The sequence below is a fragment of the Ruegeria sp. YTSB088 genome (assembly GCF_059609825.1).
In genome coordinates this window covers 1-23,358 of the sequence record NZ_JBXWMM010000015.1, presented here as the reverse complement: position 1 = coordinate 23,358, position 23,358 = coordinate 1, and the positions used below count along the sequence as shown (strand labels likewise).

Annotated in this window: 21 protein-coding genes; 12 read left to right on the top strand and 9 right to left on the bottom strand. The window is 53.4% G+C overall.

The window, feature by feature from the left end; genetic code table 11:
- Positions 1–9 precede the first annotated feature (9 nt).
- Positions 10–168: a hypothetical protein gene (locus tag AC2FFA_RS19555; protein WP_496852874.1), complete on the top strand. Its 159-nt coding sequence runs from the start codon at positions 10–12 to the stop codon at positions 166–168.
- On the top strand, positions 161–2,053 hold the full coding sequence (locus AC2FFA_RS19550; protein ID WP_496852872.1) for a type IV secretory system conjugative DNA transfer family protein: 1,893 nt from the start codon (positions 161–163) through the stop codon (positions 2,051–2,053). The genes AC2FFA_RS19555 and AC2FFA_RS19550 overlap by 8 nt, the downstream gene beginning before the upstream one ends.
- A 1,999-nt stretch (positions 2,054–4,052) precedes the next feature.
- On the opposite strand, the gene AC2FFA_RS19545 is transcribed toward AC2FFA_RS19550, so the two are convergent.
- Both AC2FFA_RS19545 and AC2FFA_RS19540 read right to left on the bottom strand, forming a co-directional pair.
- Complete coding sequence (locus tag AC2FFA_RS19545; protein WP_496852870.1) at positions 4,053–5,471, bottom strand: ShlB/FhaC/HecB family hemolysin secretion/activation protein; 1,419 nt, start codon at positions 5,469–5,471, stop codon at positions 4,053–4,055.
- 345 nt (positions 5,472–5,816) lie between these two features.
- Positions 5,817–6,749, bottom strand: a complete 933-nt coding sequence (locus AC2FFA_RS19540) for an SdiA-regulated domain-containing protein (protein ID WP_170790473.1) — start codon at positions 6,747–6,749, stop codon at positions 5,817–5,819.
- A gap of 182 nt (positions 6,750–6,931) precedes the next feature.
- Here AC2FFA_RS19540 and AC2FFA_RS19535 point away from each other — a divergent pair, with 182 nt between their 5' ends.
- Positions 6,932–7,690 carry a DUF4956 domain-containing protein gene (locus AC2FFA_RS19535; RefSeq protein WP_170493949.1) on the top strand — a complete coding sequence of 253 codons (759 nt, stop codon included), beginning with the start codon at positions 6,932–6,934 and terminating at the stop codon, positions 7,688–7,690.
- On the opposite strand, the gene AC2FFA_RS19530 is transcribed toward AC2FFA_RS19535, so the two are convergent.
- The 6 genes from AC2FFA_RS19530 to AC2FFA_RS19505 form a co-directional block, all read right to left on the bottom strand.
- Positions 7,691–8,560, bottom strand: a complete 870-nt coding sequence (locus AC2FFA_RS19530; protein ID WP_170790474.1) for a metallophosphoesterase family protein — start codon at positions 8,558–8,560, stop codon at positions 7,691–7,693.
- Between the two features lie 61 nt (positions 8,561–8,621).
- On the bottom strand, positions 8,622–10,055 hold the full coding sequence (locus AC2FFA_RS19525) for a hypothetical protein (protein WP_496852868.1): 1,434 nt from the start codon (positions 10,053–10,055) through the stop codon (positions 8,622–8,624).
- A 784-nt stretch (positions 10,056–10,839) separates the two neighbouring features.
- A complete protein-coding gene (locus AC2FFA_RS19520) occupies positions 10,840–11,013 on the bottom strand; it encodes a hypothetical protein (RefSeq protein ID WP_170493938.1) in 174 nt (57 codons plus the stop codon).
- A 402-nt stretch (positions 11,014–11,415) separates the two neighbouring features.
- Positions 11,416–12,030: a hypothetical protein gene (locus AC2FFA_RS19515; RefSeq protein WP_171728198.1), complete on the bottom strand. Its 615-nt coding sequence runs from the start codon at positions 12,028–12,030 to the stop codon at positions 11,416–11,418.
- A gap of 55 nt (positions 12,031–12,085) precedes the next feature.
- The gene (locus tag AC2FFA_RS19510) at positions 12,086–12,448 is read right to left on the bottom strand and encodes a hypothetical protein (RefSeq protein WP_170790053.1); all 363 of its coding nucleotides are present in this window, start codon (positions 12,446–12,448) and stop codon (positions 12,086–12,088) included.
- A 300-nt stretch (positions 12,449–12,748) separates the two neighbouring features.
- The gene (locus AC2FFA_RS19505) at positions 12,749–13,048 is read right to left on the bottom strand and encodes a hypothetical protein (RefSeq protein WP_170790054.1); all 300 of its coding nucleotides are present in this window, start codon (positions 13,046–13,048) and stop codon (positions 12,749–12,751) included.
- 568 nt (positions 13,049–13,616) lie between these two features.
- On the opposite strand from AC2FFA_RS19505, the gene AC2FFA_RS19500 reads away from it, so the two are divergent.
- The 6 genes from AC2FFA_RS19500 to AC2FFA_RS19475 all read left to right on the top strand — a co-directional run bounded on the left by AC2FFA_RS19500 (position 13,617) and on the right by AC2FFA_RS19475 (position 19,364).
- Complete coding sequence (locus AC2FFA_RS19500; protein ID WP_171711797.1) at positions 13,617–14,132, top strand: DUF805 domain-containing protein; 516 nt, start codon at positions 13,617–13,619, stop codon at positions 14,130–14,132.
- Between the two features lie 73 nt (positions 14,133–14,205).
- Positions 14,206–14,976, top strand: a complete 771-nt coding sequence (locus AC2FFA_RS19495) for a hypothetical protein (RefSeq protein WP_496852867.1) — start codon at positions 14,206–14,208, stop codon at positions 14,974–14,976.
- Positions 14,960–15,496 (top strand): hypothetical protein, encoded by a 537-nt coding sequence (locus AC2FFA_RS19490; RefSeq protein WP_281996014.1) that lies wholly within the window; start codon positions 14,960–14,962, stop codon positions 15,494–15,496. Before AC2FFA_RS19495 ends, AC2FFA_RS19490 begins: the two co-directional genes overlap by 17 nt.
- Positions 15,497–16,225: 729 nt before the next feature.
- Positions 16,226–17,197, top strand: a complete 972-nt coding sequence (locus AC2FFA_RS19485) for an ABC transporter substrate-binding protein (RefSeq protein ID WP_058274113.1) — start codon at positions 16,226–16,228, stop codon at positions 17,195–17,197.
- Positions 17,198–17,264: 67 nt separating this feature from the next.
- Positions 17,265–18,293, top strand: a complete 1,029-nt coding sequence (locus AC2FFA_RS19480; protein WP_298856020.1) for an ABC transporter permease — start codon at positions 17,265–17,267, stop codon at positions 18,291–18,293.
- 12 nt (positions 18,294–18,305) lie between these two features.
- Positions 18,306–19,364 (top strand): quaternary amine ABC transporter ATP-binding protein, encoded by a 1,059-nt coding sequence (locus tag AC2FFA_RS19475; protein WP_298856018.1) that lies wholly within the window; start codon positions 18,306–18,308, stop codon positions 19,362–19,364.
- A 33-nt stretch (positions 19,365–19,397) separates the two neighbouring features.
- On the opposite strand, the gene AC2FFA_RS19470 is transcribed toward AC2FFA_RS19475, so the two are convergent.
- Positions 19,398–20,321, bottom strand: a complete 924-nt coding sequence (locus tag AC2FFA_RS19470) for a LysR substrate-binding domain-containing protein (protein WP_298856016.1) — start codon at positions 20,319–20,321, stop codon at positions 19,398–19,400.
- Between the two features lie 237 nt (positions 20,322–20,558).
- Here AC2FFA_RS19470 and AC2FFA_RS19465 point away from each other — a divergent pair, with 237 nt between their 5' ends.
- The 3 genes from AC2FFA_RS19465 to AC2FFA_RS19455 form a co-directional block, all read left to right on the top strand.
- Positions 20,559–22,163 (top strand): fatty acid--CoA ligase, encoded by a 1,605-nt coding sequence (locus AC2FFA_RS19465; RefSeq protein WP_496677425.1) that lies wholly within the window; start codon positions 20,559–20,561, stop codon positions 22,161–22,163.
- The gene (locus AC2FFA_RS19460) at positions 22,160–22,846 is read left to right on the top strand and encodes a dimethylsulfonioproprionate lyase family protein (protein ID WP_014880570.1); all 687 of its coding nucleotides are present in this window, start codon (positions 22,160–22,162) and stop codon (positions 22,844–22,846) included. The genes AC2FFA_RS19465 and AC2FFA_RS19460 overlap by 4 nt, the downstream gene beginning before the upstream one ends.
- Before the next feature lie 11 nt (positions 22,847–22,857).
- Positions 22,858–23,358 (top strand): enoyl-CoA hydratase/isomerase family protein (locus AC2FFA_RS19455; protein WP_496852865.1); only part of this gene is annotated, 501 nt, incomplete at its 3' end.

Below are 23,358 nucleotides of genomic sequence, written 5' to 3'. Positions count from 1 at the left end.
AGTACAAAGATGAAGAAATTCGAGTATCGAGACGTGCCTTTTTCGGAGCATGACGACGCGAAAGTAAAGTTCGCAAAGCTGGGGAGTGAAGGTTGGGAAATGGTCGGTGTCGCCCGTGCTGAATTTGGCATCGTGTGTTTCTTCAAACGCGAGCTGACCGATGGCTGAGTTTCAGGATCTACCAAAAGGCAAGAAGATAGCGATAGCCGGTACTATGGGCTTTATCGCTACCTCGGCTTGCGCGGTGTTGGTGGTCGGTCTGGCTCTCGAATACATCAACACCAGAAGCTTTCGCGGGCTGGACATCTGGGCGATCCCAGAGAAGTTCATGGCACAGCCTGCAGAGACGCAGCAGGTCATGGGTCTGGTGGCGGTGGTCGCGGTGGGTGTTTTGACCTTCGCATTTGTGGCGGCTGCGCTGCGTGGTCCCTCAACGAAATACGGTGATGCGAGTTTTGCAAAGGCCCCTCAGCTCGTCCAGGAGGGCTATGCGTCGGTGCTGAAGCTCAAAGACAAACTGGATAGTGAAATTGTGTTTGCCAAATTTGGTGAGCCAAAGGACAAAAACGCGATCTACTATAAGCCCGGCCCCGGTGTCCAAAAGCCGCACGCGATGTTCATTGCCCCGTCTGGTTCGGGCAAAACCAGCGGCTTCGTGATCCCGAACGTCCTGCGTTTCAATGGGTCTTGCGTCGTCCTGGACATCAAGGGTGAGATTTTCCAGACAACCGGCGCGCGTCGGGCAGCAATGGGCGACGAGGTTTTCGTGTTCGATCCCGAGAACCCCGACAAAAGCCACAGCTACAACCCTCTGCGCCGCGCAGCACGTGCCGACAATCTGGACCGGCGATGGGAAGAAGTGATTCAGGTTGCAACCCAGATGTTCGACACGCCCAGCTCGTCCGCACAGGGCTTTATGGGTGGTGTCGAAGGCATGTTCTGCGCAATGGCGATGTTGGCGATCAAAAGAAAGCGGCCATACATTTCCGAAGTCCTGCGCCTGGTCAAAACGACCAAGCAAAAGGACTATGAGAAAATGGCTGAAGAAGTTGGATATGCGCGAGCTGCAGATGAGTTCCTGAATCTTGCAGCCGAAGAATCCAAAATCTTGCGATCAACGATTTCGGTTATGAACAACTCCGGCCTGCAGCTCTGGCGCAACCCCTCTGTGGCAAGAGCCACGCAGGGCAATGACATCAACTTCGAAGATCTGCGTCGGCGCCCCACCTCGATCTACTTTTCTGTGCCAGGGAAGAAGGTCAAAGAGTTCCGGACGCTCATTCGCCTGTTCTTCCTCGATCTGGTGAACACCATCGAAACCGTTGAGCCGGGCGAAGATGAGCCGTTCAAGGTTTTGATGCTGCTCGATGAGTTTCAGCGCCTCGGCCATCTTGAGCGCGTCGTTGAAGCGTATGACACCATGCGATCGTTCGGTGGCCGGATCATCGTGATTTCGCAAACGCTGTCGCGCCTGCAGGACATCTATGGGCATGAAGGTGTGCGGGCGATGCTGGCAAACGCCGGGACGCAGATGTTCGCGGCCTCTGAGGATTCAGAGGTCCGCGAACACGTGTCTAGGTCTATCGGTGACAAAACAGTAATGAGCAAATCGAAGTCTCGGGCGCTCGGCAAAATGGAAATGGGCAGCATATCGGAACGCGAGGAAGGCATTCGCCTGCTCCGGCCGGAACACGTTGGCCGATTGCCGGAAAATGAGGTTGTGCTGATCCGCGAAGGCAAGATGCCGGTGATTGCAAACAAGATCCGATACTTCGAAGATCCGTATTTTGTGCAGTTCCTTGGTGGCGATACGCCAAAGATCAAAGGCACACACCTAGATCTTGCTGCAGAGCAAGCGAGGGACACGGCGAAGGCACTGGCTGATGCGAAACCGGCCCCTGCCCCGGTGAAAGAGGTTTCGGAAAAAGATCAGGAACTTCGGGCAGCTTTTGATGCGCAGCGCGCCGTTGCAAAACGAAAAAGCCGGTCCGCAAAAGACATGGCGATGGAGAAAATGAGAGCCAAACGGCCTGAAAGTAGCGCCTCCGCTTGACGTGGGTGCTGTATTGCAAAATCCCAGAGGTTCGAGCACCGGAATCTCGAACAATCGAGCATACAATCTTATTGCGAATGCGCGCGCAACGCCCAAGCTGTTTGAACAAGCGGTCGTTCGTGTCGCGCGCGGCGAAGCAAACCGATGAGCTTACTACACCGCTTGAGAACCGCTAACCGGCGCAGGACAGGACCGCTGACGAGGCGTTCCGGGGGCTGACGGGTGGTGGCTGGTGCTGGTGGTTGGCGGGGCGGAAACTTGTACTGGCGCTCTGTGTCCCAGTTCACAGAACCTCTCATTCATCCAGGTTAACGTTAGGTCATCAATGGGAGGTCGCAATGCTTCGTAAGGCTTCAAATACCTGGCACACTCGCACCGAACACGCAGTAACCATGATACACCCAGTTGTACGTATCTTGCGTCATTGCACCCAGATGCAACGCCAAGTGAACCGCTACTATTGAATTCGAGCGCGGGTAGGCCGACCGGCTGACGACCGTTTGTTGACATTGATGAAGTGGCTGACCGTTGGCGCAGAAGCGGACGTTCGAGCGGACAACGGCGAATGACCGTACCGAGCCCATTTTGACCGATGCTGCGCGATGTCCTAATGACAGCAATGCGCAGAAAGCTGACTTTGCAAAGTTGCCGTTCAACGTTTCGCTTGCCCGACCTGACCGTCCCAGATGGTCGGAGGCTCTTCTTGGAAGTGCGGCACTTTAGATTGTTGTCCTAATTGAGGCAAATTTAGGTACAGAGCATTTTTGGGCTACGTCAGCCAACGTAAACGCCAGGGAATATGGGCAATACGAAATCCAATTATCCAGATGACAATTGACGAACTATTGGTCGACTAATCTCATTGTCCGAGCAAAACCTACCATGCGAGCTTCAGCGCTGCTTTCGTTTGACCGATATAATGCAGCCAGAGTGTTTTGGATGCCTTGCAGGTACATCCCGTGCCATTGCGTCCACGTTTCCAAGGTGCCGCAACGCTCCGTTGTTCAGCAACACGCCTCGACCAGCATCATACCGGCGCTGTCCAAATCCGCTGGCAACGCATTCCCAGTTTTCCTTGGCTGCCGCGTTGCGGAATCTCGGTAGGTCGTGCGGGTCATGCCGTCCCGGTGTCGCTGCGACGTGATCGTGTTTCTTTGAGTTGCTTTGGTGACTTAAGTGGTGGGTCACTTGTGTTGAGCCAGGTTGCTGAACAGTACCGGTTGTTGGCCTCGGCCTAGGGCGCATGATTGTCACGACACCTTGTGGATTCTTATGTCCTGGGACGGCTATGTGAGTTGCCGTAGGTCTTGGTGTCAACTGTGGAACCTGGCCAGGAACCGCTATGGGAACCTGATTAGGAGTCGCGGACGGGACGAGCGGTGGCACAGCAGTTTGGCCGGTAGGCTGAGGAGGAATCTGACCAGGAACGGCGACTGGTATTTGGTTGGGTGTCGCGGTTGGCACAAGGGGCGGCACATTAGGCTGAGGCGGCACCTGGCCAGGGACAGCTATCGGAACTTGATTAGGAGTCGCAGTCGGAACTTGCGGCGGCACAGTAGCCAATGGCGGAACCTGATTGGGAACGGCTGTCGGAACCTGGTTTGGTGTTGGATTTGGCACCAAGGGCGGAGCTATGGTCGGCGCTACGATTGGCGTTGGAACTTGACCGGGAATCGCTATTGGCGTCGCGATAGGAACCCGACCGGGAATTGCATTCGGGACCGCGCCCGGCGCAAGGACCGGCACAGCAACGGAGGTGGGCGTTTGCGGCGTTCCCTGAGGTGGCAACTGATTTGCCACCGGCTGCGTTGGACCGGTAATTTGGTTGCCTGCCCCTTGCCCGCCGGCCTGCCCACATCCTTGGCTCGATTGGTGTGGGTTCCCTACGCCACGGCACCACCCGTAATGATTGCCGCGGGCGACGACCTGCGTGGCGGCCAGCTCTGCGACCAAACAAGCTGCGGAAAGTAAAACAATGCGGTTCCGTTTCATAACATCCTCACCAACTTGTTGTCAGAGCAAGATACGCGCCAGGATCGCCAGAGTCAGTCAACGGACCGTCTCTCAAAGGGACACCGACATATCCGGACAGGAATAGGTTTTGCTTAAACTCAATGTCCAAACCCAGACCTGTCGAGGCCAGTGTAGCACTATCAACTTCAAAACTCGCAGGGTCATTGTTCGAGATGTAGCCCACGTCGAAAAAGACAAAGGGCGTTAAGCGATGAATGCTTTGGGAACTTGGAAAGTAGGAGTGAGACACTTCGAAAATCGCGGAAATCCCGGAATCACCATCCACTTCGTCAAACCGATATCCACGCAAAGCATAACGATCACCAAGGAAGTACTCCTCGACCGAGGGCAGCCGGTCGGTGGTGTACTGCCCCCAAATCTCAGTGCGCCAAGCTGTGTTGGGCGACAAGCTCGTTAGCGGGCTTTCGTATCCAATGCCGCCCCGCAGATGCCAGAACGAAGAGTCTCCGTCGTCAAAATTCGCGTCCGTCGTGTCATTGTCGTTATCGCCAAAAGATAAGGTTAGTCCCGCTTCCAGAGCTTGTCCTTTTGGATAGTTTTGCCCGTAAAGATATGTAAGGCCAACGACACTCGCGTCACTAGACAATGGAACGCCGCCACTGACTGAGTCCGCTTCGGAAAGGCGATAGTCCAGCAGAAGGTACCCATAGCGGGCCACATCGCGGATCACTGGGTAACCCAACGCGACGGTGAAGTTCTCGCCATCAACATCTGTTCTCGCAAAATCCCCCGAGAGGTCACGTTTTGCGTTTATGTTTCCGTAGAAAATCTCACCATACAGGCCATTGCTGTTCAACGGTGCGCGATAGGTAACAGCGCCCCACAATGAATGTTCGTCGTCTTTGTCCCAATTGTAGTTGCCTGACCCCTCAAAGCGCAGCAAATCGCCGACGGTCAGCGTCGAATAAAACTCTTGTACGACATAGAAACTGAGCGCTTCTCCAAGCTCACGCGGAGGGTTGTCGAGTGTCGCACTGCCGGCTTGTTTTCGCAGAGGTTCTCCCAATACCCTCAGCCGAGCACCAGCCTGATCCGGGTAATCAAGTTCGGTCGACACGTCCAAATCGGGTATGTCCTCGGCTAGCATAACCGCCCGCTCAAATCGTTTGAGAGTTATTGGATATGCGGTGGTGAGGGGCTGAAAAATCTTCTCTAGTGTTTTGAACGTGCGAGTATCTACGCCTTCAATTTCGATGGTTTGAATGCGCCCTTCATCAACAACTATGCTCTGCCCATCGGGACCAGGCCACGCCTCAGCCAAGAAGTAGCCGTCTTCTCGGTAGATCTGAGTGATCGTTGATGCGACCTCCACCGCTGTAATGCGCCCTGATCGATCAAAGGCCAACTGACCGGCAAAAGTTAACAGCTCATCCGCATCATACACCGTTACGCCGCTGACCGAGTGCTGGGATGCGATGTCCCAGGTTTGGGCAATGCTACTTCTTGGAACTGATGCAGTGGCCACAAGAGTGCAAATGATCGCAAAAACAACTGATCTGAATACGCGCATTTTTGACAACCTTAAAGTGACTGAGCATGTTGAAGTCCAATGTTATTATGTGGTTCGCATGTGTGAACCTGACGCTACTCGAATGTATTGATGGGTGATGTTTTTAAGAAACACAGTGAACAGAACGCAGATTTACTTATTACGCCGCACATACGACGGCGCTGAATTACACAAACCGGCTTTTCAACAAGTTAGAGTAGAGAACTAGTAGGACAGTCCTCACAATTCCGGTTGCTCAAAAACATAAAGCCGCGATTTCTTGGCATCGTCTGTTAGGACATAGAGAAGCCCTTTGGTCTCATCGAGAGCGATTCCTTCGGGATGTTTAACTTCCTTTTGTTTGCCATCTTCTGTGAACGTCAAACTGATAGACTTTACGGACTTGGACTCTGGATTGTAGACGAAGATTTGACGGCCTTTGTCACTTACAATCCAAAGAGAACGTGAGGACGGGGACCATGCTAGGCCGCTCAAATCCAGTTCATCATCATCTACACGCTCGGAGATAAAACCTGCATCGCGGGCTAAAGGAATGATCTCAACAATTTCGTCTAGCGCTGGTGATACGACCATTAACAACCTTGGTTGTCCTTCAATGCCAATGAAGACCCGCCCCGATTCCGGGTCAACAGCGATACCTTCGGGTCCCTTGTTTAATGGGTTGCCAACGAGTAATTCAGCGGCGGCCGAGTAACCTTTAAGAGATGTGAGAGGTATTGTTGTCAATTGAATGGGTTCGGTTGGGTGAACGACTAGAATTGATCGGTCAGTTTCCTGAAGCACCAAAACAGACCCATCCTTTCGAGGTGCAACACCCTCCAAATCTGATCCTGCCAATGCTGGCAACTTGAAAGAGTTTCCTAATACCCCGTCGACTCTGAGTAGGTGCAGTTTAGGTTCGGCATCACTTACAGACCACAAGAAGCCTTCAGCGTTAGACATTGCCAAACCGGAAGGCTCTGAAAATCCCTCTGATTTGTCTGCCACCTTGAATTTATCGACCAGAACCAAACCAGCACTTTCGGCGTAGGCAAAATTGGTCCAAGGCAAGAAGGCTGCCGCAACCGAGCTGGCCGTAAAAGCGAGTCGTCTAAGTTTGCAGAAACACCGTGAAATTTCAGCTTTTGACGAAAACACTCTGTTTTCTGTCATTGGATTCTCTCGCGCTTGGACCACATCCCTGTATCAGCGTTCGTATCACAGTCCGGATACGATGTCCGAAGAATGCACTGTAATCTCTTTACCTGATCCCGCCTGTTGCGATTGAATTGAATAGGGCACGATGTGCCTTTGGTTAAGCGTAAGCCTTTGGCGTGAGCAGGGAGGAAGACAAGTTGAATACGACCCTCACATTTGTGACCGTGTTGTTGATGCTGCTGTTGCCAGGTGCTGCGGTGTCACAAGTCGACCCTGCGACGATGCTGGCCGGGGCTTCGGGGTCGGAAATCGTTATCGAACGCCGGTGGACGCAGTTTCGTGGAAAACAGGAACTGTATTTCTTTACTCTCGATGTGATCGTCACGATCATTCTGGCTGGCTTGATCGTATATCATCCGGTGAGACGTAAAGCCCGTAGAAGCGTCCGCGACATAGTTATGCCAAGGCTTTTCTTCCTGTATGCGCTTATCGGCATGGCGGTTGGTTTCCTGGTGGTTCAGCACGGGTCAATGATCGGTTTCGTTATCTTTGGTATCGGAGCGTTGCTCAGGTTCCGCTCCAATCTCGATGATCCGGTGGACACTGTCGAAATGATAATCGTGACTGTTCTTGGTCTTGCGGTCGGTTTGGGCTTGCCGCTGATGGCCACACTAGTGGCGGTTGTTTGTTGGTGTTTCATTTGGCTCGGAGGGCGAAACAAGGGTGTGGAAATTTCGCTCAAAGCTTCGGACGAAGAGCACTCATTGAAAGTCACCGGAGCCATTGAAGCCATGGCCACAGAGGCTGGCTGGAAGCTGGTCAGAAAACACCACGTCCCCGGAAAATCTCGGGTTTCATTGCTTTTCATCACCTCGGGTGGACTGACGGAAGCCCGGATCGAAGAGATGATAAATGATCTGGTCCCTGAAAAAGTCGAACTGAAACTCAACCTCTAGTCATTTCACAAGGTCTAAGCGTTTCAACACCGCATTCGGGGATCTGATCTCTTTCGGGAGCGACTTGAAGTTTACCGACCTTTCGAAGTCAGGGCCTCGATATACGGCTATCTCAAACTCTCCGTTCGGCTGGAACGTAACATGAGTGAAGCTGTGAGGTGATCTGGCGCTATCGCCAATAAGCCGCCGCGGACCACCTCCCAAACAAGCTTGAGAGACATAAGCCACACCGTCTTTCCAACCGGGGTAGAAGGCATGATGGTGGCCTGAAAGATGCAGAACAACACCGCTTTCCAGATAGATTTTTTCAAGTGTTGGGTCACCGATGATTTCGCGTTCGCGCTGGATCGCGAACGGCCAAAGTGGGAGGTGACTGAAAGTGACAATCGGGTCTCCGTCTGCACCCAATTCCTGTAACCGGTCCTGCTGGTCACCGGATAGGGGTCCTAGGGTCGTTGCATCCAAAGACGCAAACGTAATGCCCTGCATCTCAAATGCGTAGAAGAACGGGTAGTCATCTGAAACCAGGAAGTCGACGCCTGGTTTTCTCGGCGTCCATTCCTCTGCGTATATTTTCCTTTCACGCTCGAACCCTCGGTAGGCGGAGGCATCATGGTTTCCAGGTGTGACCGCAAATGGAATGCCGGCAGCCTCTAATGGATCTGATACGACCTCGTGAAACGCATTCCACATATCCCTGACCTGTTTGTCGGACAAGTTGGGAATGCGCTGTCCCGCAACCATATCTCCGGTCGAAATAACCAGATCTGGATCAAACTCGATTATGCGCTCAATCGCCTTGTCGACGCGGGCATCGTATCTTACCGAACCATAGCTTCCATTCAGATCCGATATGACGATGACATCCAATGCCGCCGCTTTGCAGGCGAGCAGAGCGGTCCAAATACACACCGCAATAAGAGCAGAACACCTACGGTACATAACAGTCCACAGCCTCTACCTCGGTGCCGTTTCTCAAAAAGAATGCGACAGGATCCAAGTCGAACATCAAATCGCCATTTGAGCAATTGCTCTGGAGAATGGACGTTGCCAGCGCAGTATTTTTGACAACTTGTGCAATCTGACTGTCTGACAAACCAAAGCTTTGCGATAGCCAGTCATAGACTGGGCCTTGGGATTGAAGGTCACTATTCAATGCAACCAAGCGCCGATACGTGCTTGGAGAGAAGTGGCGAATTTTCTCCAGCATTTGAGTAGATTTCGCGAAGTTGGCGTATTCGACACGCCCACCAGCATCGTTGTCGTTTAGATTGCTGCGACGGATCAATAATGCGTCGTCGGGAACGTCTCCATCGTTTGGCTCATGGTGCTTGGCTTTCTTATGCTTCAGCTTTCCGTCTTCGACCCAATACCAATAGGGTGTGAAGTCTATGTTTCCTACGCGGTCCTGCTGGCTAAAGATGAAATCGAGGAGTACAATCTCGGTAAGTTCTTGCATCCAAAATGCCATCTGTTGGTCGCTGACATCGGGACCGAGATCCTTGTTGATCTGCCGATCCTTTCGACCTTCCCTGACACCCTCTACAATGGCCTCGGGCAAGGGTTTTGAAGACCGCAAGGCCAAGAAGGCGGGTGTTTCCTGAAAATCGCGGTTTTGGCCTTTGCCCCAACCGGATTTACGGGTGCCGTTGATTTCCGAGCCGTAGCGATGACCGGGGCTGTCAAGCAGGACACCGTATATTTGCGTTCGATCTGCGGTGAACAGATCGTCGGTTGGCTGGTACGAGTTCGGGTCGGCATCCGCAGCCGCGAAGACCCGCCAGCCTTCGTGGTTCATGCGCCCACCATGAGAGCCGCCAGAAATCGCAAGGCCGGGCTCTGCGACCTCGGAAAAGTGCGCCTGGGCGTCCATGCTACGCCAAACGGCGACTGGAACTTTTACAGTCGTGTCGAAATATCTGGAGAAATGATAGTAAAGCAGCGACGAGGTGGAAAAGGTTCCACTGGTGCCCTTTTGGTTCATGGTGGATTTGAATTTGGCCACCCTGTCCTTGGCCAGATCTTTCGCCGCCTTCCCCTCTTTGCAAGCGTTTCTCTCGAACTCAGTACGGTTCCCTGTGTAGGGTCCTTCCGAAATATCGTACACGGCCATTCCTGGGCTGGTACTCCAGGTTTTTGGGCAAATAGCAATTTCGGAGGCATAGAAATCGATCTCGCAATAGGCCGTTTCTTCCTCAAGATCGCTTTTCTTATACTCGCCCGTTGAAACTTTTTCGATCCGAATACAGCGTTCAGTAACGCCGTTGGGACTATCAAATGTCGTGGCTTCACCGAGGACATCGTCGTTCGCCCACAAGACGGTGGGTGCAATGAAAGCAAGTGACCCCAGAAGAATGAACTTCATTTGGATAGTTCTCCCAATATCATTTGGGGCAAATCGCTGCCTGTTGTTCGGTAGAGATCTTCAAATTGGGGTCGACACTGAAGTTGGAGAACTTTGAGTCAATCCACTGGTCACACCCGCCTGAACATGGGGCCCCGTTTCGGGCCTCATTCCAATATTCCTTGGCCCTTTCTTCTGTCCAACCGCAAAACTGAACGAGCGCCATCGCCGACAATGCACCTGAGGAATGAACGCCCCACATGCAGTGCACCAGAACAGGGCCCTTTCCAGGGTTTTGAATCACCTCGTGTATGGACGCCATGACAGCACTGGGTCGGGAGGATCTGGCGCTTTGATAGTCGAAAGATCCGTTTCCGCAACTTGTGCGGCCGTATTCGGTGTTCTTGCCGAAGTCTGCGTAAAACCCGGTTGAAAACCCTTCATCGCAAAGGGTCTCGCGTTGAACTTTACTCAGACCCGTTCGATCCTTGTCGCCGCCTTTGAAACCAGAGCGATACAATACTCCGCTTAAGACTGGGCGAAAGAAAGCGACGCCATCAACACCTCCGTCGCCACCCTTTGAAAGCATTTGACTGTTGCTTGGGCCACCGTTTCGACTGGTTACGTCAGAATTCGCCGCGGTTGCCAGAGCACCAATGAATATGAGGGACGTCAAAAACCGCATGCCAGCTCCTTTCTATTTTTCAGCCTGTTATGCTCAAACTCTTCCTACTTGGTAATCTATTGGAGCGGCTCATTCTCAACAGCCGTATCAAGTGCGGGATAGACTTTCCGACCTGAAGCTTTAAATCGGCCACACCAGATTGATGATAAAGACGACCACGAAGTAGGCCAGAAAAACTTTCCAGTTCCATTGGTGTTTGCTTTCTTCGTTGATCACGCCGGACGACTTCAATGCCAGGTTTGTGACAATCAGAGCGACAACGATGACCGCCGCATGTGCCAGATCAAAATGCAAACTTAAGCTCCCTTTTGCAGATGTTTGATTTATGAAAAATGTGTCAGCAGTCACCTGATGGCAGCATAGCTACATCTGAGTACCTTCCCTCAGATGTCGTGATCCGAGCACATGCACCAGTATCCGTGTTAAACCAGTACGAGGTGAGCCCTTCGCTTCGGATGAGTTCAAATCCGAGACTCTGGATGCCCATTTCAGCCTGTCCCGCTCTTGCCCCTTCAAATGACGAAAGATCGCTAGAGCTGCCCACAGTTGGTGCACTTGCATCCACTGATCCGCCACTCTCGTCGCATGCTGCAAGCGCAGTAATACACGTCGTGCCGATCACCAATAGGACCTTGGGATTCATCTGTGTTTCCCTCGCTTTTTTGGACTTGCGTTCCAGGGTTTCTGATTGATCACCTATTCAATTCCGAAAATTACGTTGTAGTCGACGGAAGAGTTGCTGCGATTGATAACTTCCACAACATGATCACCGGATTGCCAAAGCTGTCCTCGATACTCCTTGTCCGCCGACATCAATCCCAACAGTTCAGAACCATCGGGGTTACGAATGACGTAGTCCAAGGAGCCATTTCGCGGAGCAACGCGGACGTAAAGGAACTGTTCGTTCTTTGCACCGAGAAGGTATTGCTGCGACGCTCCGGGCGCGAGTTGGCCGACAAGTTCGGCGCCAGTGGAACCGACATCGAATTTGACACGCTGGCTACCGGTAGAACCGGCGACGCCTGCAATGGCTCCACCGCCATCATCCATCGCCTCGACAACCGACATCTCTCCAATGCTTCCATCCTTGTACGCGATGCAGCGCCAAAGTGTTCCACCTGCATCTCGTAGCATGACGAGCGTACCTGCTTCCGAGAACTCTGAGCTTTCTATCGTACCTGATTGACCGTCTGGTCCTCCAACCTGCCGTAATTGGTCGATACACGCGTCATCGGCTTCTGACATTGCAAAAGCAGCAGTGCCCGCGATTGCGAACATGGGAGTGAGGAGTTTGAGTAAAACGAGTTTCATCAGATGGTTCCCTGTTGGCTTGTCCTTACAGTTTTGTTCCGTACTAAGCGGAACCTCACTTTGCATCCCTCAACTTTGATAGAAACTCATCGCATGCCTGTGCGCTGCCGACGACCTCGTCTGTCGTTTCAATTCCTTGCAGTGATGCCATCTCGGAATTTACGCGATTGAGGATCTGATCCGCTTGCTCGGGGGTGATCAGGTTCTCTGCTTGTGCTCCTTTCAATGTGGTGCAGACACCGGCGGACAAGCCTGTCGCAACGCCGACACCCACTGCGGCCCCGCCACCTAAGGTCATCGCCCCAACCACGCCGAGGACGAGCCCGATCACAATACCCAAGATCACTTTTCCCATGTTTTCCTCCCTTTTGGTGAGAATAAGCGCGGCTTTCACTACCGGCGCAAACCATGTGCCCATCTGCAAATCAAGACCAGCGCTAACAGGTTGAGCACCGGTGCGAGCGCCGCGAACCACGGTTTGGCCGACTCTGAGATCGAGTCCGCTACAAGTATCCAAGGTAGTCCCAACGGCAGAAGGAACACCCCGGACAAAGGGTCTCTTTCCTGTCCCAACCAGCCAAATGTGCCCGTCAAGAACGCAACCAACACCAACAGGTAAAGGATCGCGAATACAATGATAGTGGTTCTACAAACCAAGTCGAGCCTCAGCAAATCAAGCCAGTGCTACGCAGCCGTTTTCGGCTACGCAGCAGACTGGTCACAATGCGCCTTCGTCGCCCAGGAACTCGATACCAGCTGTCGTGCCATCACTGTAAGCAATGCAATTCCAAGGAGCACGATCCTCGCCAACGCCTACAGTGACCTGTGTCCCCGCCTCGCTAAACGCGGATGAGAGCACCACGACTTGCGAATTGTTCGTTGTGCTGGCTACATCTCGCAAACACGCCTGCTGAGCGGGTGTGAGTTCGGCGGACGCACTGGATGTACTCGTATCGTCGCAGGCCGCAAGCAGTGCGAAACAAGTTGCGCCCGCAATCATCACCATCTTTTTAGACATTTTCTTCTCCCTCTGGTTCCGTTGAAATTGGTGAAATTGGATGGCTTGTTTGAAGTTCTCGCGTCAGAGCAGGCTATGAAACATACTTCGGCCCTGTAACTTCCCTTCCCAACAACTTGTCGCGGGGGGTGGCGGGCGGAGCTATATTACTTTGACAACCGAGACCGCCGACAACGTGTGAAGGCTGAATGACGACAATGGCAGAAGCTCGAGCGAATTCTGGAGGTAGGCCGAGTACACTAAGTATAAGCATCGCGTCCTCCCAACGCTCAATCATTGTAAAGTGCCTTCCGACCGCCAGCACTCACTCCAGCGGCCGGTAGGGCCCGACAAGTCGGGCGACAGCGATCACAACGGAGGTAAAATGAAAGTTGTGTCAAATTCACATGTTTGAATCTAATTTTTAATAAATCAACATTTTTTCCGCGCGTAAACTTCATTACGCTCTCATACGATAGGCGTCTGCCCTCAAACAAAAAGGTAGGTGGGAGCACCCATGAGGGCGAATGTGTTCTTTTGGGTCGGCGAGGCGTTCTGAGGTCGCGCAGAAACCAAGAAAGGATTGAAAATGGGTTTTGTTGAAGCCGTCAAAACGTGTTTCTCGAAATACTTCCAGTTCTCCGGTCGGGCTATGCGCTCAGAATACTGGTGGTTCTTCTTGTTTGTGGTTCTCGTGAGTGCTGCTTTAGCTGTGGTGGATGCGATCATATTCGGGACCAACCCAGAAACAGGGCAAGGATCTCGAGTTCTGTCCTCTGTTTTCCAACTGGCCGTTATCATCCCTATGCTGGCCGCCGGTTGGCGGAGGTTGCATGATACAGGGCGACCTGGCTGGTACTTGCTGCTGCCGATGGCGCTCAGCATTACAACGCTTTTTGTTATGCTGGGTGGCGTGGCGTTCTTCTCGGCATTGGAGCAAGGGGCCGAAAACCCCGATGCATTGCGAGGACCCGCGGCAGTTTTGGGCGTGACCGGTATTGTTGTTGTCTCAATTCTTCAATTGGTTCTGTCCATCCTGATGATCTGGTGGCTGACGCGACCTTCTCAAGAAGGCGCAAACGAATACGGCGCACCTGTTTCCTGACCTGGTTGCGCAGGCAGCGGGTCAGAATCTCTGCTGAATGACAGTTCGATTCTTAATACCAGGGAGAGAGAAAATGAGTTTCAAGCTGATTCCCATTGGAACGCTACTGATGGCTATGGCGACCACAGCATCAGCAGAATGGTCGTTCAGTTCCGGGCCTAATCCCAATGCATTTATTCAGACTGGAAACATGACATTGGAACTTCAGTGTGACCGTATCCGCTTTGCTCCGGCTGGATACGAGGACAGCCAGAACATTGTGGACAAACAAGGGCTTTCCATTCGTTTTTTGAAGAACGGCACCACCGAAGTTGGGGCATTTCAGGTTGGCGCAGAAAACGCTGCCGTGCAGATCGTCGACAACTATCCCGTCGAGGTCAGTTTCAATAGTCAAGAGGACTATGGTTTTGTACAGGACCAGCTTGCAGCCAATGCATCCGTTAATCTGTCCATGATTGATCAAGATGTTAGCTACGGAATCTTTGACTTGAAAGGTTCCAGCGCGGCAATTCAGTCCCTTCGTTCCGCCTGCGATTCAGGTGCTAGCCAGGGGGCCTCCTACGAACCCCCCGAAGGCATCGTCTATTGTGGTGGCGGAGCGGTGGAGCGAGTCATCGAACCTGTAATTTTGGACAATCCGGAAGGAGAGTGGGACGCGCGAGTAACGGTCAACGGCGAGTCGATCAGAGCCATGACAGCCTACAGCTTTTTCGGAAACTCTGAGCCGCCGACCGGATTTGTTGTCGCCCTGCTTGGGGAAGACAGGTCCGAGTTTCTAATTTTTAGCGAAGGTTCGGCAAACTGGCTGGAATACGGGGACTACAGGTATGATCAGTGCAATTGATGCCACCCTCCAACCGGCTTCCCAATTAGTGGGCCTGTTGAAAGGGTTGGTTTCCGGGATTGTGCTGGTTTCGAGCCCAGTATGGACCTCACCAGCTGTCGCGGCTGATGTTTCGCAACTTCCAACTGGTTTGCGGGCTAAGGTTGATCTGGCAGAACAAGCCTGCGCAGAGTTCAACGACGGTCAGTTTGACTTAGATTGGGGTGCGGTTGAGAGGGTCGATCTCGACGGAGATCTACAACCCGACTGGGTTCTGAATGAATCTGGATTCGCGTGTTCGAGTGCTGCATCTCTTTATTGCGGAACTGGTGGATGCATGTCGCACTTCTTGATTGAAGAGGAAGTTCACTCCTTGCTCAATCGAGGCTGGACGGTCGTCGAATTCGGGCGTCAACGCATTGTCCTTGCAGATGTCCACGGAACTAATTGTGACGGAATAAACCCGACGCCTTGCGCAACAGCCAGTGTTTGGGATGCGGAAGCAAAGACGTGGCGCTCGTCTGCTGGTGATTGGGAGTAAACTGTAATTGGGCACCGCATATAAGCCTGAGAGCCTGTATGTTCGGGTTCCTCAGTGGCATGCAAACCTGTTGGCAAACTTCCAAGCTTTTCTTTTATGAAATCAATGTCAGAAACGCAGCGTTATGAGCGTACCCACATCCGGTCTCGGAAATTGCAACGTCTTGTTACGAAGGTCCGCTTTGGGCTGCGTGCGGCCAATCATGCTAACAGCAGACAACGATGGCACCGAGCCCAATTCAGTCGTTTACAGCAGACAACATGATTTCCTGAACGTCGCGCATGTCCTAGTCAATGGCTTGGTGCAAAACTGAAAAGCGTGATTGTGAATGCCTGCTTCAGGCTGGGACCAGCCAATCATGCTTGCTGCGGAGAACGGCAACACTGAGCCCAAATCTACCGATGCTGCAGCTAGTTCGAATGGGCGTGATGAGCACAGAACGGACGTCCCCGGGTTTGATCACTCCTCCTGCCGACTCTTGAGAAGAGGCAATTATACACACGCATAAGCCACCTATGGATTTACATCTAAGAAGCTTTCGTTGGAACGAAGGTCACTAAATTCGAGCCTGGCTTCAACTCTCCACCTGTAAACAATTGTACATGATATAAAATTCTTTTCAGTTTTTTGCTATTAGGCCTGTCTGTACAAATCATCGCTACAAACAAGGCGAATTTTGGCTTGGAGCGTTTCTCTGCCCCTGTTTCGCCGATGACAAGGAGGAAAGAAATGTTCAAGATTTCAGCGGGTCTCGGGTGCGTATTTGCTGCGGCAATCACCGCTTCGGCGGCCCAGGCAAACGAATGCGGTGAAGTATCACTGATGCAGGCCGATTGGGGGTCAGCGCAAATTGTGACCGCGGTCTCGAAGTTTCTGATGGAGCAAGGCTATGGTTGCGAAGTGACCACGGTTCCGCTCTCGAGCAACCCTGCGCTGGCATCCGTTTCCGAGACAGGAGAGCCCGATATTCTGACTGAAATCTGGACAAACGGCGCGCCGGCTTACCAAGGGCTGGTTGACTCAGGTGCAATCATTCCTGTGACCGAAGTTCTGTCAGATGGCGGTGTCGAAGGGTTCTTTGTTCCGAACTACCTTGTGGAGGAGCATCCGGAACTGGCAACAATTGAAGGCATCGCAGCCAACCCCGAACTCGTCGGAAATCGCTTTCACAATTGCCCCGAGGGATGGACCTGTCTGAATGTCAGCACCAACCTGATGAAGGCAGGCGGGCTGATTGATGCAGGCATTGAAAACTTCGTGCATGGATCAGGCGAAACCCTTGCGGCTTCGATCGCTGCCGCCTACGAAAACAAAGAGCCGTGGTTCGGCTTTTATTGGGCACCGACATCGGTACTGGGCAAATACCCGATGACCCTGGTCGATATGGGCCCCCATGACCCTGAAAAGCACGCCTGCAACATCACAGCGGAATGCGCGACGCCAGAAATGAGCGCCTTCCCCCGCAGTGAAGTCGTTACAGTTCTGTCGAAAGAATTCATGGCCGAAAACGCAGCAGTGTCTGACCTGATGACAAATCTGTCCTTCACCAACGCACAGATGGGCGAAACGCTGGCATGGGTCGAGGACAACAATGCCTCCTACGATGAAGGTGCGGTGCACTTTCTGACGACCTACAAGGATGTCTGGGGAGCGTGGCTTAACGATGCTGCGCGCGACAAACTTTCCGCATTGCTGCAGTAAACTGCATGGACAGGGGCATCCTCAGCGATGCCCCTAACGCACTGAAGTAGATCGGAAAGTGGGATAAATGGCCTTCTATGACAAGTTGTTCAGCGCATTGGGTTTGAGCGAATGGTGTGGCACGTCAGATGACAAAGCGCCTCTTTCGCTGGCGGACCTTGCGGCGCAAGCAGGAGGAGAAGAGGCCTCTGGGCCGTTCATTCCAATTCCCTCATTTGATAATCTGCACGAAAGCTGCAACCGCATATGGCAGTCGCGCGATGTAACCAACGGGATCGAAGAAGGGTTTCTGGCAGCCAAACCGGTCCTGAAAACCGTTCTGGACCCGATCACACAGCCATTGAGCTGGATATTGGATGGCGCACTTTGGCTATTTGAAGCGACGCCATGGTTCATCATGGTCCCGCTTCTGGTGGCGATTTCCTGGTACGCGTCACGTTCGCGCCCTGTGACGATCTTCGTGGCCGCCTCGATTATGATGCTGGCCCTCGTAGACCACTACGATGTGGCGATGCAAACCCTGTCGATCGTCTTTGTGTGTACGACGATTTCGGTGCTGTTCGGTGTGCCCATTGGAATTGCCATGTCGAAATCCGACCGACTGCAAAAAGGCGTCGTTCCGTTGCTCGACCTGCTGCAGACCCTGCCGACATTCGTGTACCTGATCCCTCTGATTTTCTTGTTCTCGGTCACGGAATCCAAACTGTACGGGATTGCGATCATCCTTTACGCGATTGTCCCGGTGATCCGCCTGACCGATCTGGGCATCCGGCTTGTCGACAGGGATGTGATCGAAGCGGCCAATGCCTTTGGCATGAATGACCGCCAGAAACTGATGCGAGTACAATTGCCGCTGGCGTTGCCGAACATCATGGCCGGGATCAACCAGACCATCATGATGAGCCTTGCCATGGTCGTGATCGCCTCTCTTGTTTCGGCCCCTGGCCTTGGCGTGAACGTGTTGCGCGGTATCCGAAACCTTGAACTGGGTGTGGGCATCGTTGCGGGTATCGGCATTGTTCTGCTGGCCGTGATCCTTGACCGCGTGTCAAAGGCAGCTCTCACACGGGTCGATAAGACCCAAGTCAAACATTAAGGAGCCGGTTCAATGACACAGCCAATGGTCCGCCTGTCCGGGCTCTATAAAATCTTTGGCGCCCGCGACAAGGACGTGTTGCACCATGTCCAGGATGGCATGGGCAAGGAAGAATTGCTGGCGCAGCACGGGCACGTGTTGGGGCTCAACAACATCAACATCGATATGCAGGCGGGGGAAATCACAGTGGTCATGGGCCTGTCCGGCTCTGGGAAATCTACTCTGATCCGCCACTTGAACCGTTTGATCGAACCCACTGCGGGCGAGATCATCGTGCAGGGTGAGGACGTGATGCAACTGTCCGAGGACGGGTTGCGCCATGCTCGACAGGAAAAGATGTCGATGGTGTTCCAGAAGTTCGCGCTTTTGCCGCACAAAACCGTGCTGAAGAACGCAGGCATGCCGCTCTCGGTGCGCGGCGAGGACGAGACGACTTGCGACCGTGAAGCCGCAAAATGGCTGGAACGCGTGGGTCTTAGCGGGTTCGAGAACCATTATCCAGCGCAATTGTCCGGTGGGATGCAACAGCGTGTGGGCATTGCCCGGGCGCTGACCGCGAACACACCGATCATGCTGATGGACGAGGCTTTCTCGGCTCTTGACCCACTGATCCGAACCGACATGCAGGACCTGCTGCTCGAGCTGCAAAAAGAGCTGCACAAGACCATCATCTTCATCACTCACGATCTAGATGAGGCGTTGAAGCTGGCCGATCACCTTGTGATCCTAAAGGACGGCTTTGTCGTGCAGCAGGGTGAGCCGCAGCACATCCTGCTGAACCCCAACGATCCCTATATCGAAGATTTCGTGAGCGACATCAACCGCGCACGGGTTCTGCGGGTGCGCTCGATTATGACCCCGCTTGTCGGTGGCAAAGTGCCAAAAGATGCCCATGGCGAAGTGGACGTGAACGACACGCTCGAAAGCATGATCGCGCGGTCCGGCGGGGATACGTCACACGCCTATGTTGTCAAGGATGGGGAGAAGACAGTCGGCTCACTGGATATGACTGAACTGGTTCGCGCTCTTGTCCCTCGCGTCGCATCCGAGGCCGGTGCCCGTCAGTCCTGAAGCGCGCTGACGGCAGAGCTGGAATTCAACAGATCAGGCCCGAAATAGCCGCATGGTTGGGTCGGCCTCGATCTGTTCGAACAGCCAGTCGATAAATGTATCGAGCTTGGGGTTGGGTGCACGCTCTTTTTGCGTCGCCAGATACCAGCGGCCTGGCTCGGGTACTGAAATGTCGAAGGGTCTAACCAGACGCCCCCGCTCAAGATCACGCTCGCAAAACGGTGCCCTTGCGACGCTGATACCGTGATTATTTAGAACAGCCTCACGGACAAGCGGGTAATTGTCGAAAACAGAGCCAAATTTCATCGTTTCGCGATCTAAGCCCGCCGCATCCAACCAACAGTCCCAGTCATCCGGCTCATTCCATGTGCTTGGGACACTAAGCAGAAGGAAATTTCTGAGCTCTTCCAGCGGCATTCCACCGCTTGCGGTTTTCAAGGCCTCCGGAGCACATACCGGGTAGATATCGGTTTCGAACAAGGGGCTGTAGTCAAATCTCTTATCAAACGGTGGCGCGTTGAACACGCCCACATCGAACCGGTGCATATCATAATCACCGTCTTCAAAGGTCGAGACGATGCGCACGCGTGTGTCCGGATTATCCTGAAGAAATTCAGCCAATCTGGGCTGTAACCACATTGTATTGAAACTTGCGTAGGACTGAACGAGCAACACGTCCGGTTCCTCAGGTGTCTGGATGCGCCGAGTGGCTTTGATGATTCCCTGAATGTGTTCGCGTATTGGCGGGTAATATTGCTCGCCAGCCGGTGTTAGCTCGACCGAACGGCTTGTGCGTTCCAGTAGTTTAACACCGATTGTTGTTTCTAATGCTTTGACCTGGTGGCTGACTGCCGCATGCGTCACACAAATCTCGTCAGCGGCCTTTCGGAAACTCTTGTGACGCGCCACCGCCTCAAAAGCGCGCAGTGAAACCAGCGTGGGCATGTGAGTGGTCATTGCTGCATCTCCTCGATGAAATCAATTCTGCTTACCCTCAAGCAGAGTTATCCGACGACGGGCGCGAATATAGCAGGGTATTGATACTCTTTTTCATAACCTGTCAGGGGGTAGCACGCAATTCGCGGTGCGATGTGATCGGTTAGAATATCTTGATGAACGGAAATTTCTTTCAGTTCTTCAACTGGGGAAGAGATGCCAGATTAGGGGCTAAAGAAGCTCAAGGATTCCACCTTCATGCCACCATTATCACCTTCGTCAAATGCATATGGCTATCCGTTGCTGATTAAACACTTGCTGGCCGGATCTCAGCTCGCGTCAGCCAGCCAAGAGATCGTCAGCGGCACCAAAATGCGGTTGAGTTATGCGGATTTGGGCAAACGCGTACGCCAACTTGCCAGTTCTCTAAAGGCCAGCGGGATAGGTGAGGGCATGCGCGTCGGCGTCATGGATTGGGATACCCACCGCTATCTTGAGTGTTTTTTCGCGATCCCGATGATGGGCGCGTCCCTTTTCACGATCAACGTGCGACTATCTCCTGCTCAGGTTCTTTATACGATCAACCATGGGCAACCAGATCTGATCATCGTGCACCGCGATTTCATGTCGCTCATAGAGGGTATCAAATCGGGCTTTGATCGGGACATCACCATCGTGCCGATTGGAGACGGAGAAGGATATGAAGAGTGGATAGGCGAGGCCCCAGACAGCTTTGACTTCCCGGACTTCGATGAAAACCAAACCGCAACCCTGTTTTATACGACCGGGACCACCGGCAATCCCAAGGGGGTGAGCTATTCACACCGGCAGTTGGTCCTTCACACGTTGGGCCTGATCGCCGGCTTCGGAGCGTGGCCCGGAAACGCCGGATTTCATCGCGGCGACGTCTACATGCCGCTGACGCCCTTGTTTCACGTCCACGGCTGGGGATTTCCATATGCCGCAACGATGCTGGGGCTGCGTCAGGTCTATCCCGGTCGATATGACCCTGACACAATCTTACGATTGATTGCAGACGAAGGCGTCACCTTTTCCCACTGCGTGCCCACGGTTCTGTCAATGGTGCTCGACCATCCGGGCTGCCCACAAATTGACCTGGACAGATGGAAAGTGATCATTGGCGGGGCCGCTTTGCCGCGCAATTTGCAGGACCGGGCGGCGGCGGCAGGCATATCCTTGCATGCGGCCTATGGGATGTCCGAGACCTGTCCGTTTCTGACGGTGGCCGATTTGTCCAGCGACGATCCAGAGGTGCAGGCGCAAACCGGCTTTCCCGGCCCGCTTGTCGACCTTCGTGTTGTGACACCGGATATGCAGGACGTTCCACATGACGGCGAAACAACCGGCGAAGTTGTTGCTCGGGCTCCCTGGTTGACACAAGGCTATCTGGATAATGCGCAAGCCTCGGATGAGCTTTGGGACGCTGGGTATCTGCATACCGGGGATGTTGGGTATATCCGCGAGAATGGATCGTTGCAGATTACTGACCGCCTCAAGGATGTGATCAAGACCGGCGGCGAATGGATATCTTCACTGGCACTGGAAAACATAGCATCGTCTTGCAGCGGCGTTGAGGACGTCGCAGCAATCGGGCTGCCGCACGCGAAATGGGGCGAAAGGCCAGTGTTGGTCGCTCAAGCCGCAAAGGATGCCGATCCGGATCTTGTGCGCTTGAGAGTCATTGAAGAAATCCAGTCGCGTGTCGGTGCAGGCGAGATCTCAAAATGGGCAGTTCCAGACGAGATAGTCTTTGTCGACCGCCTACCTAAAACCAGCGTCGGCAAGCTCGACAAGAAACTCGTGCGGAAAGATATTTCAACGCGCTCGGACTTTAAATCATGACAGACAAGCAACGCCGTATTCAGGCGCTTATCGGGTCCATTGTCACCTATCTGCAGGCTCACAGAGCTGCCACGCGCGGCGTTGACCTGACGTTGGACAAGCTGGCAGCCATGGACCTGAAGGGTGAGAGGCTCATTGATTTACCTCCCCAAGGAACCCGGCACGATGAGGTTCTGAAGAACGCCATCGCCGGGATTGTCGCCCCCGAATTGCAGGAAATCGCAGGTTGTCTGAAAGCGGCCAAGGATGATCTGATCTGGCGCGAAGACAACGCCCAATTCTATCCCCCTGGTGCCGAATTGGGCGAGGGATACACAAAGTGTAACCTACATACTCTGCTGATTGGGCCAGACGCATGTGGACATCACCATCCCGATTTCAACCTTGGCATTTTCATGCTGGGTCCAAGGACGCTGTATCGCGACCACAACCACGACGCGCCAGAGCTGTACCTGAACCTGTCCGAGAAATCTGGTTGGCGGTTTGGCACCCGTGACTGGCAGGATTATCCGGCTGGATCACTTATCTGGAACGCGGCGGGCGATCCCCACGCCACCCGGGTCTATGACCAGCCATTCATCTCCGTCTTTGTCTGGCTCGAGAACGTGAATTCACCCTGCAACGTAATCCACTTCGACGATTGGGCAGAGATCGAACAAGATCTTGCCAAACAGTCCAATTGAGGTTTCCAAACATGATTTCCACTAAACACACCGAGAGTGTCGCTTTCATTGAGCTGAATGCCCCGCCAGTGAACGCTCTTGGTCTCAAGATGCGACTGGCGCTTTCCTCGGCCATCCACGAGCTGGACGCCGATGAACAGGTCAAAGCTATCGTTCTATGCTCGGCTCTGCCGCTCTATTGCGGCGGCGCTGATATCGTTGAGTTCCGCACCGGGGCAGTTTGGGACAAGCCGGACCTGCCAGACCTGTGTGTAACGATTGAAACCAGCAAGAAACCCATTATCGCCGCGATAGCAGGTCCCGCTATGGGTGGTGCGCTGGAGATCGCGCTTGCCTGTGATTACCGTGTCGCCACGCCGGATGCCGTGATGGGCCTACCTGAGATCAAACTGGGGCTGCTGCCTGGTGCCGGAGGCACCCAACGACTACCCCGGATTGCCGGTCTGGAAGTGGCAACGCAAATGATCCTTTCCGGTGACCCCGTGAAAGGCGATTATGCCCTGTCTTGTGGG

Excerpts from the sequence above, each read along its gene's own strand:
- AC2FFA_RS19540 (WP_170790473.1), bottom strand. The coding sequence starts at position 6,749 with ATGACAGAAAACAGAGTGTTTTCGTCAAAAGCTGAAATTTCACGGTGT.
- AC2FFA_RS19480 (WP_298856020.1), top strand. The coding sequence starts at position 17,265 with ATGGCCTTCTATGACAAGTTGTTCAGCGCATTGGGTTTGAGCGAATGG.
- AC2FFA_RS19465 (WP_496677425.1), top strand. The coding sequence starts at position 20,559 with ATGCCACCATTATCACCTTCGTCAAATGCATATGGCTATCCGTTGCTG.
- AC2FFA_RS19485 (WP_058274113.1), top strand. The coding sequence starts at position 16,226 with ATGTTCAAGATTTCAGCGGGTCTCGGGTGCGTATTTGCTGCGGCAATC.
- AC2FFA_RS19550 (WP_496852872.1), top strand. The coding sequence starts at position 161 with ATGGCTGAGTTTCAGGATCTACCAAAAGGCAAGAAGATAGCGATAGCC.
- AC2FFA_RS19505 (WP_170790054.1), bottom strand. The coding sequence starts at position 13,048 with ATGTCTAAAAAGATGGTGATGATTGCGGGCGCAACTTGTTTCGCACTG.
- AC2FFA_RS19555 (WP_496852874.1), top strand. The coding sequence starts at position 10 with ATGAAGAAATTCGAGTATCGAGACGTGCCTTTTTCGGAGCATGACGAC.
- AC2FFA_RS19525 (WP_496852868.1), bottom strand. The coding sequence starts at position 10,055 with ATGAAGTTCATTCTTCTGGGGTCACTTGCTTTCATTGCACCCACCGTC.
- AC2FFA_RS19475 (WP_298856018.1), top strand. The coding sequence starts at position 18,306 with ATGACACAGCCAATGGTCCGCCTGTCCGGGCTCTATAAAATCTTTGGC.
- AC2FFA_RS19460 (WP_014880570.1), top strand. The coding sequence starts at position 22,160 with ATGACAGACAAGCAACGCCGTATTCAGGCGCTTATCGGGTCCATTGTC.
- AC2FFA_RS19500 (WP_171711797.1), top strand. The coding sequence starts at position 13,617 with ATGGGTTTTGTTGAAGCCGTCAAAACGTGTTTCTCGAAATACTTCCAG.
- AC2FFA_RS19510 (WP_170790053.1), bottom strand. The coding sequence starts at position 12,448 with ATGGGCACATGGTTTGCGCCGGTAGTGAAAGCCGCGCTTATTCTCACC.
- AC2FFA_RS19495 (WP_496852867.1), top strand. The coding sequence starts at position 14,206 with ATGAGTTTCAAGCTGATTCCCATTGGAACGCTACTGATGGCTATGGCG.
- AC2FFA_RS19490 (WP_281996014.1), top strand. The coding sequence starts at position 14,960 with ATGATCAGTGCAATTGATGCCACCCTCCAACCGGCTTCCCAATTAGTG.
- AC2FFA_RS19470 (WP_298856016.1), bottom strand. The coding sequence starts at position 20,321 with ATGACCACTCACATGCCCACGCTGGTTTCACTGCGCGCTTTTGAGGCG.
- AC2FFA_RS19515 (WP_171728198.1), bottom strand. The coding sequence starts at position 12,030 with ATGAAACTCGTTTTACTCAAACTCCTCACTCCCATGTTCGCAATCGCG.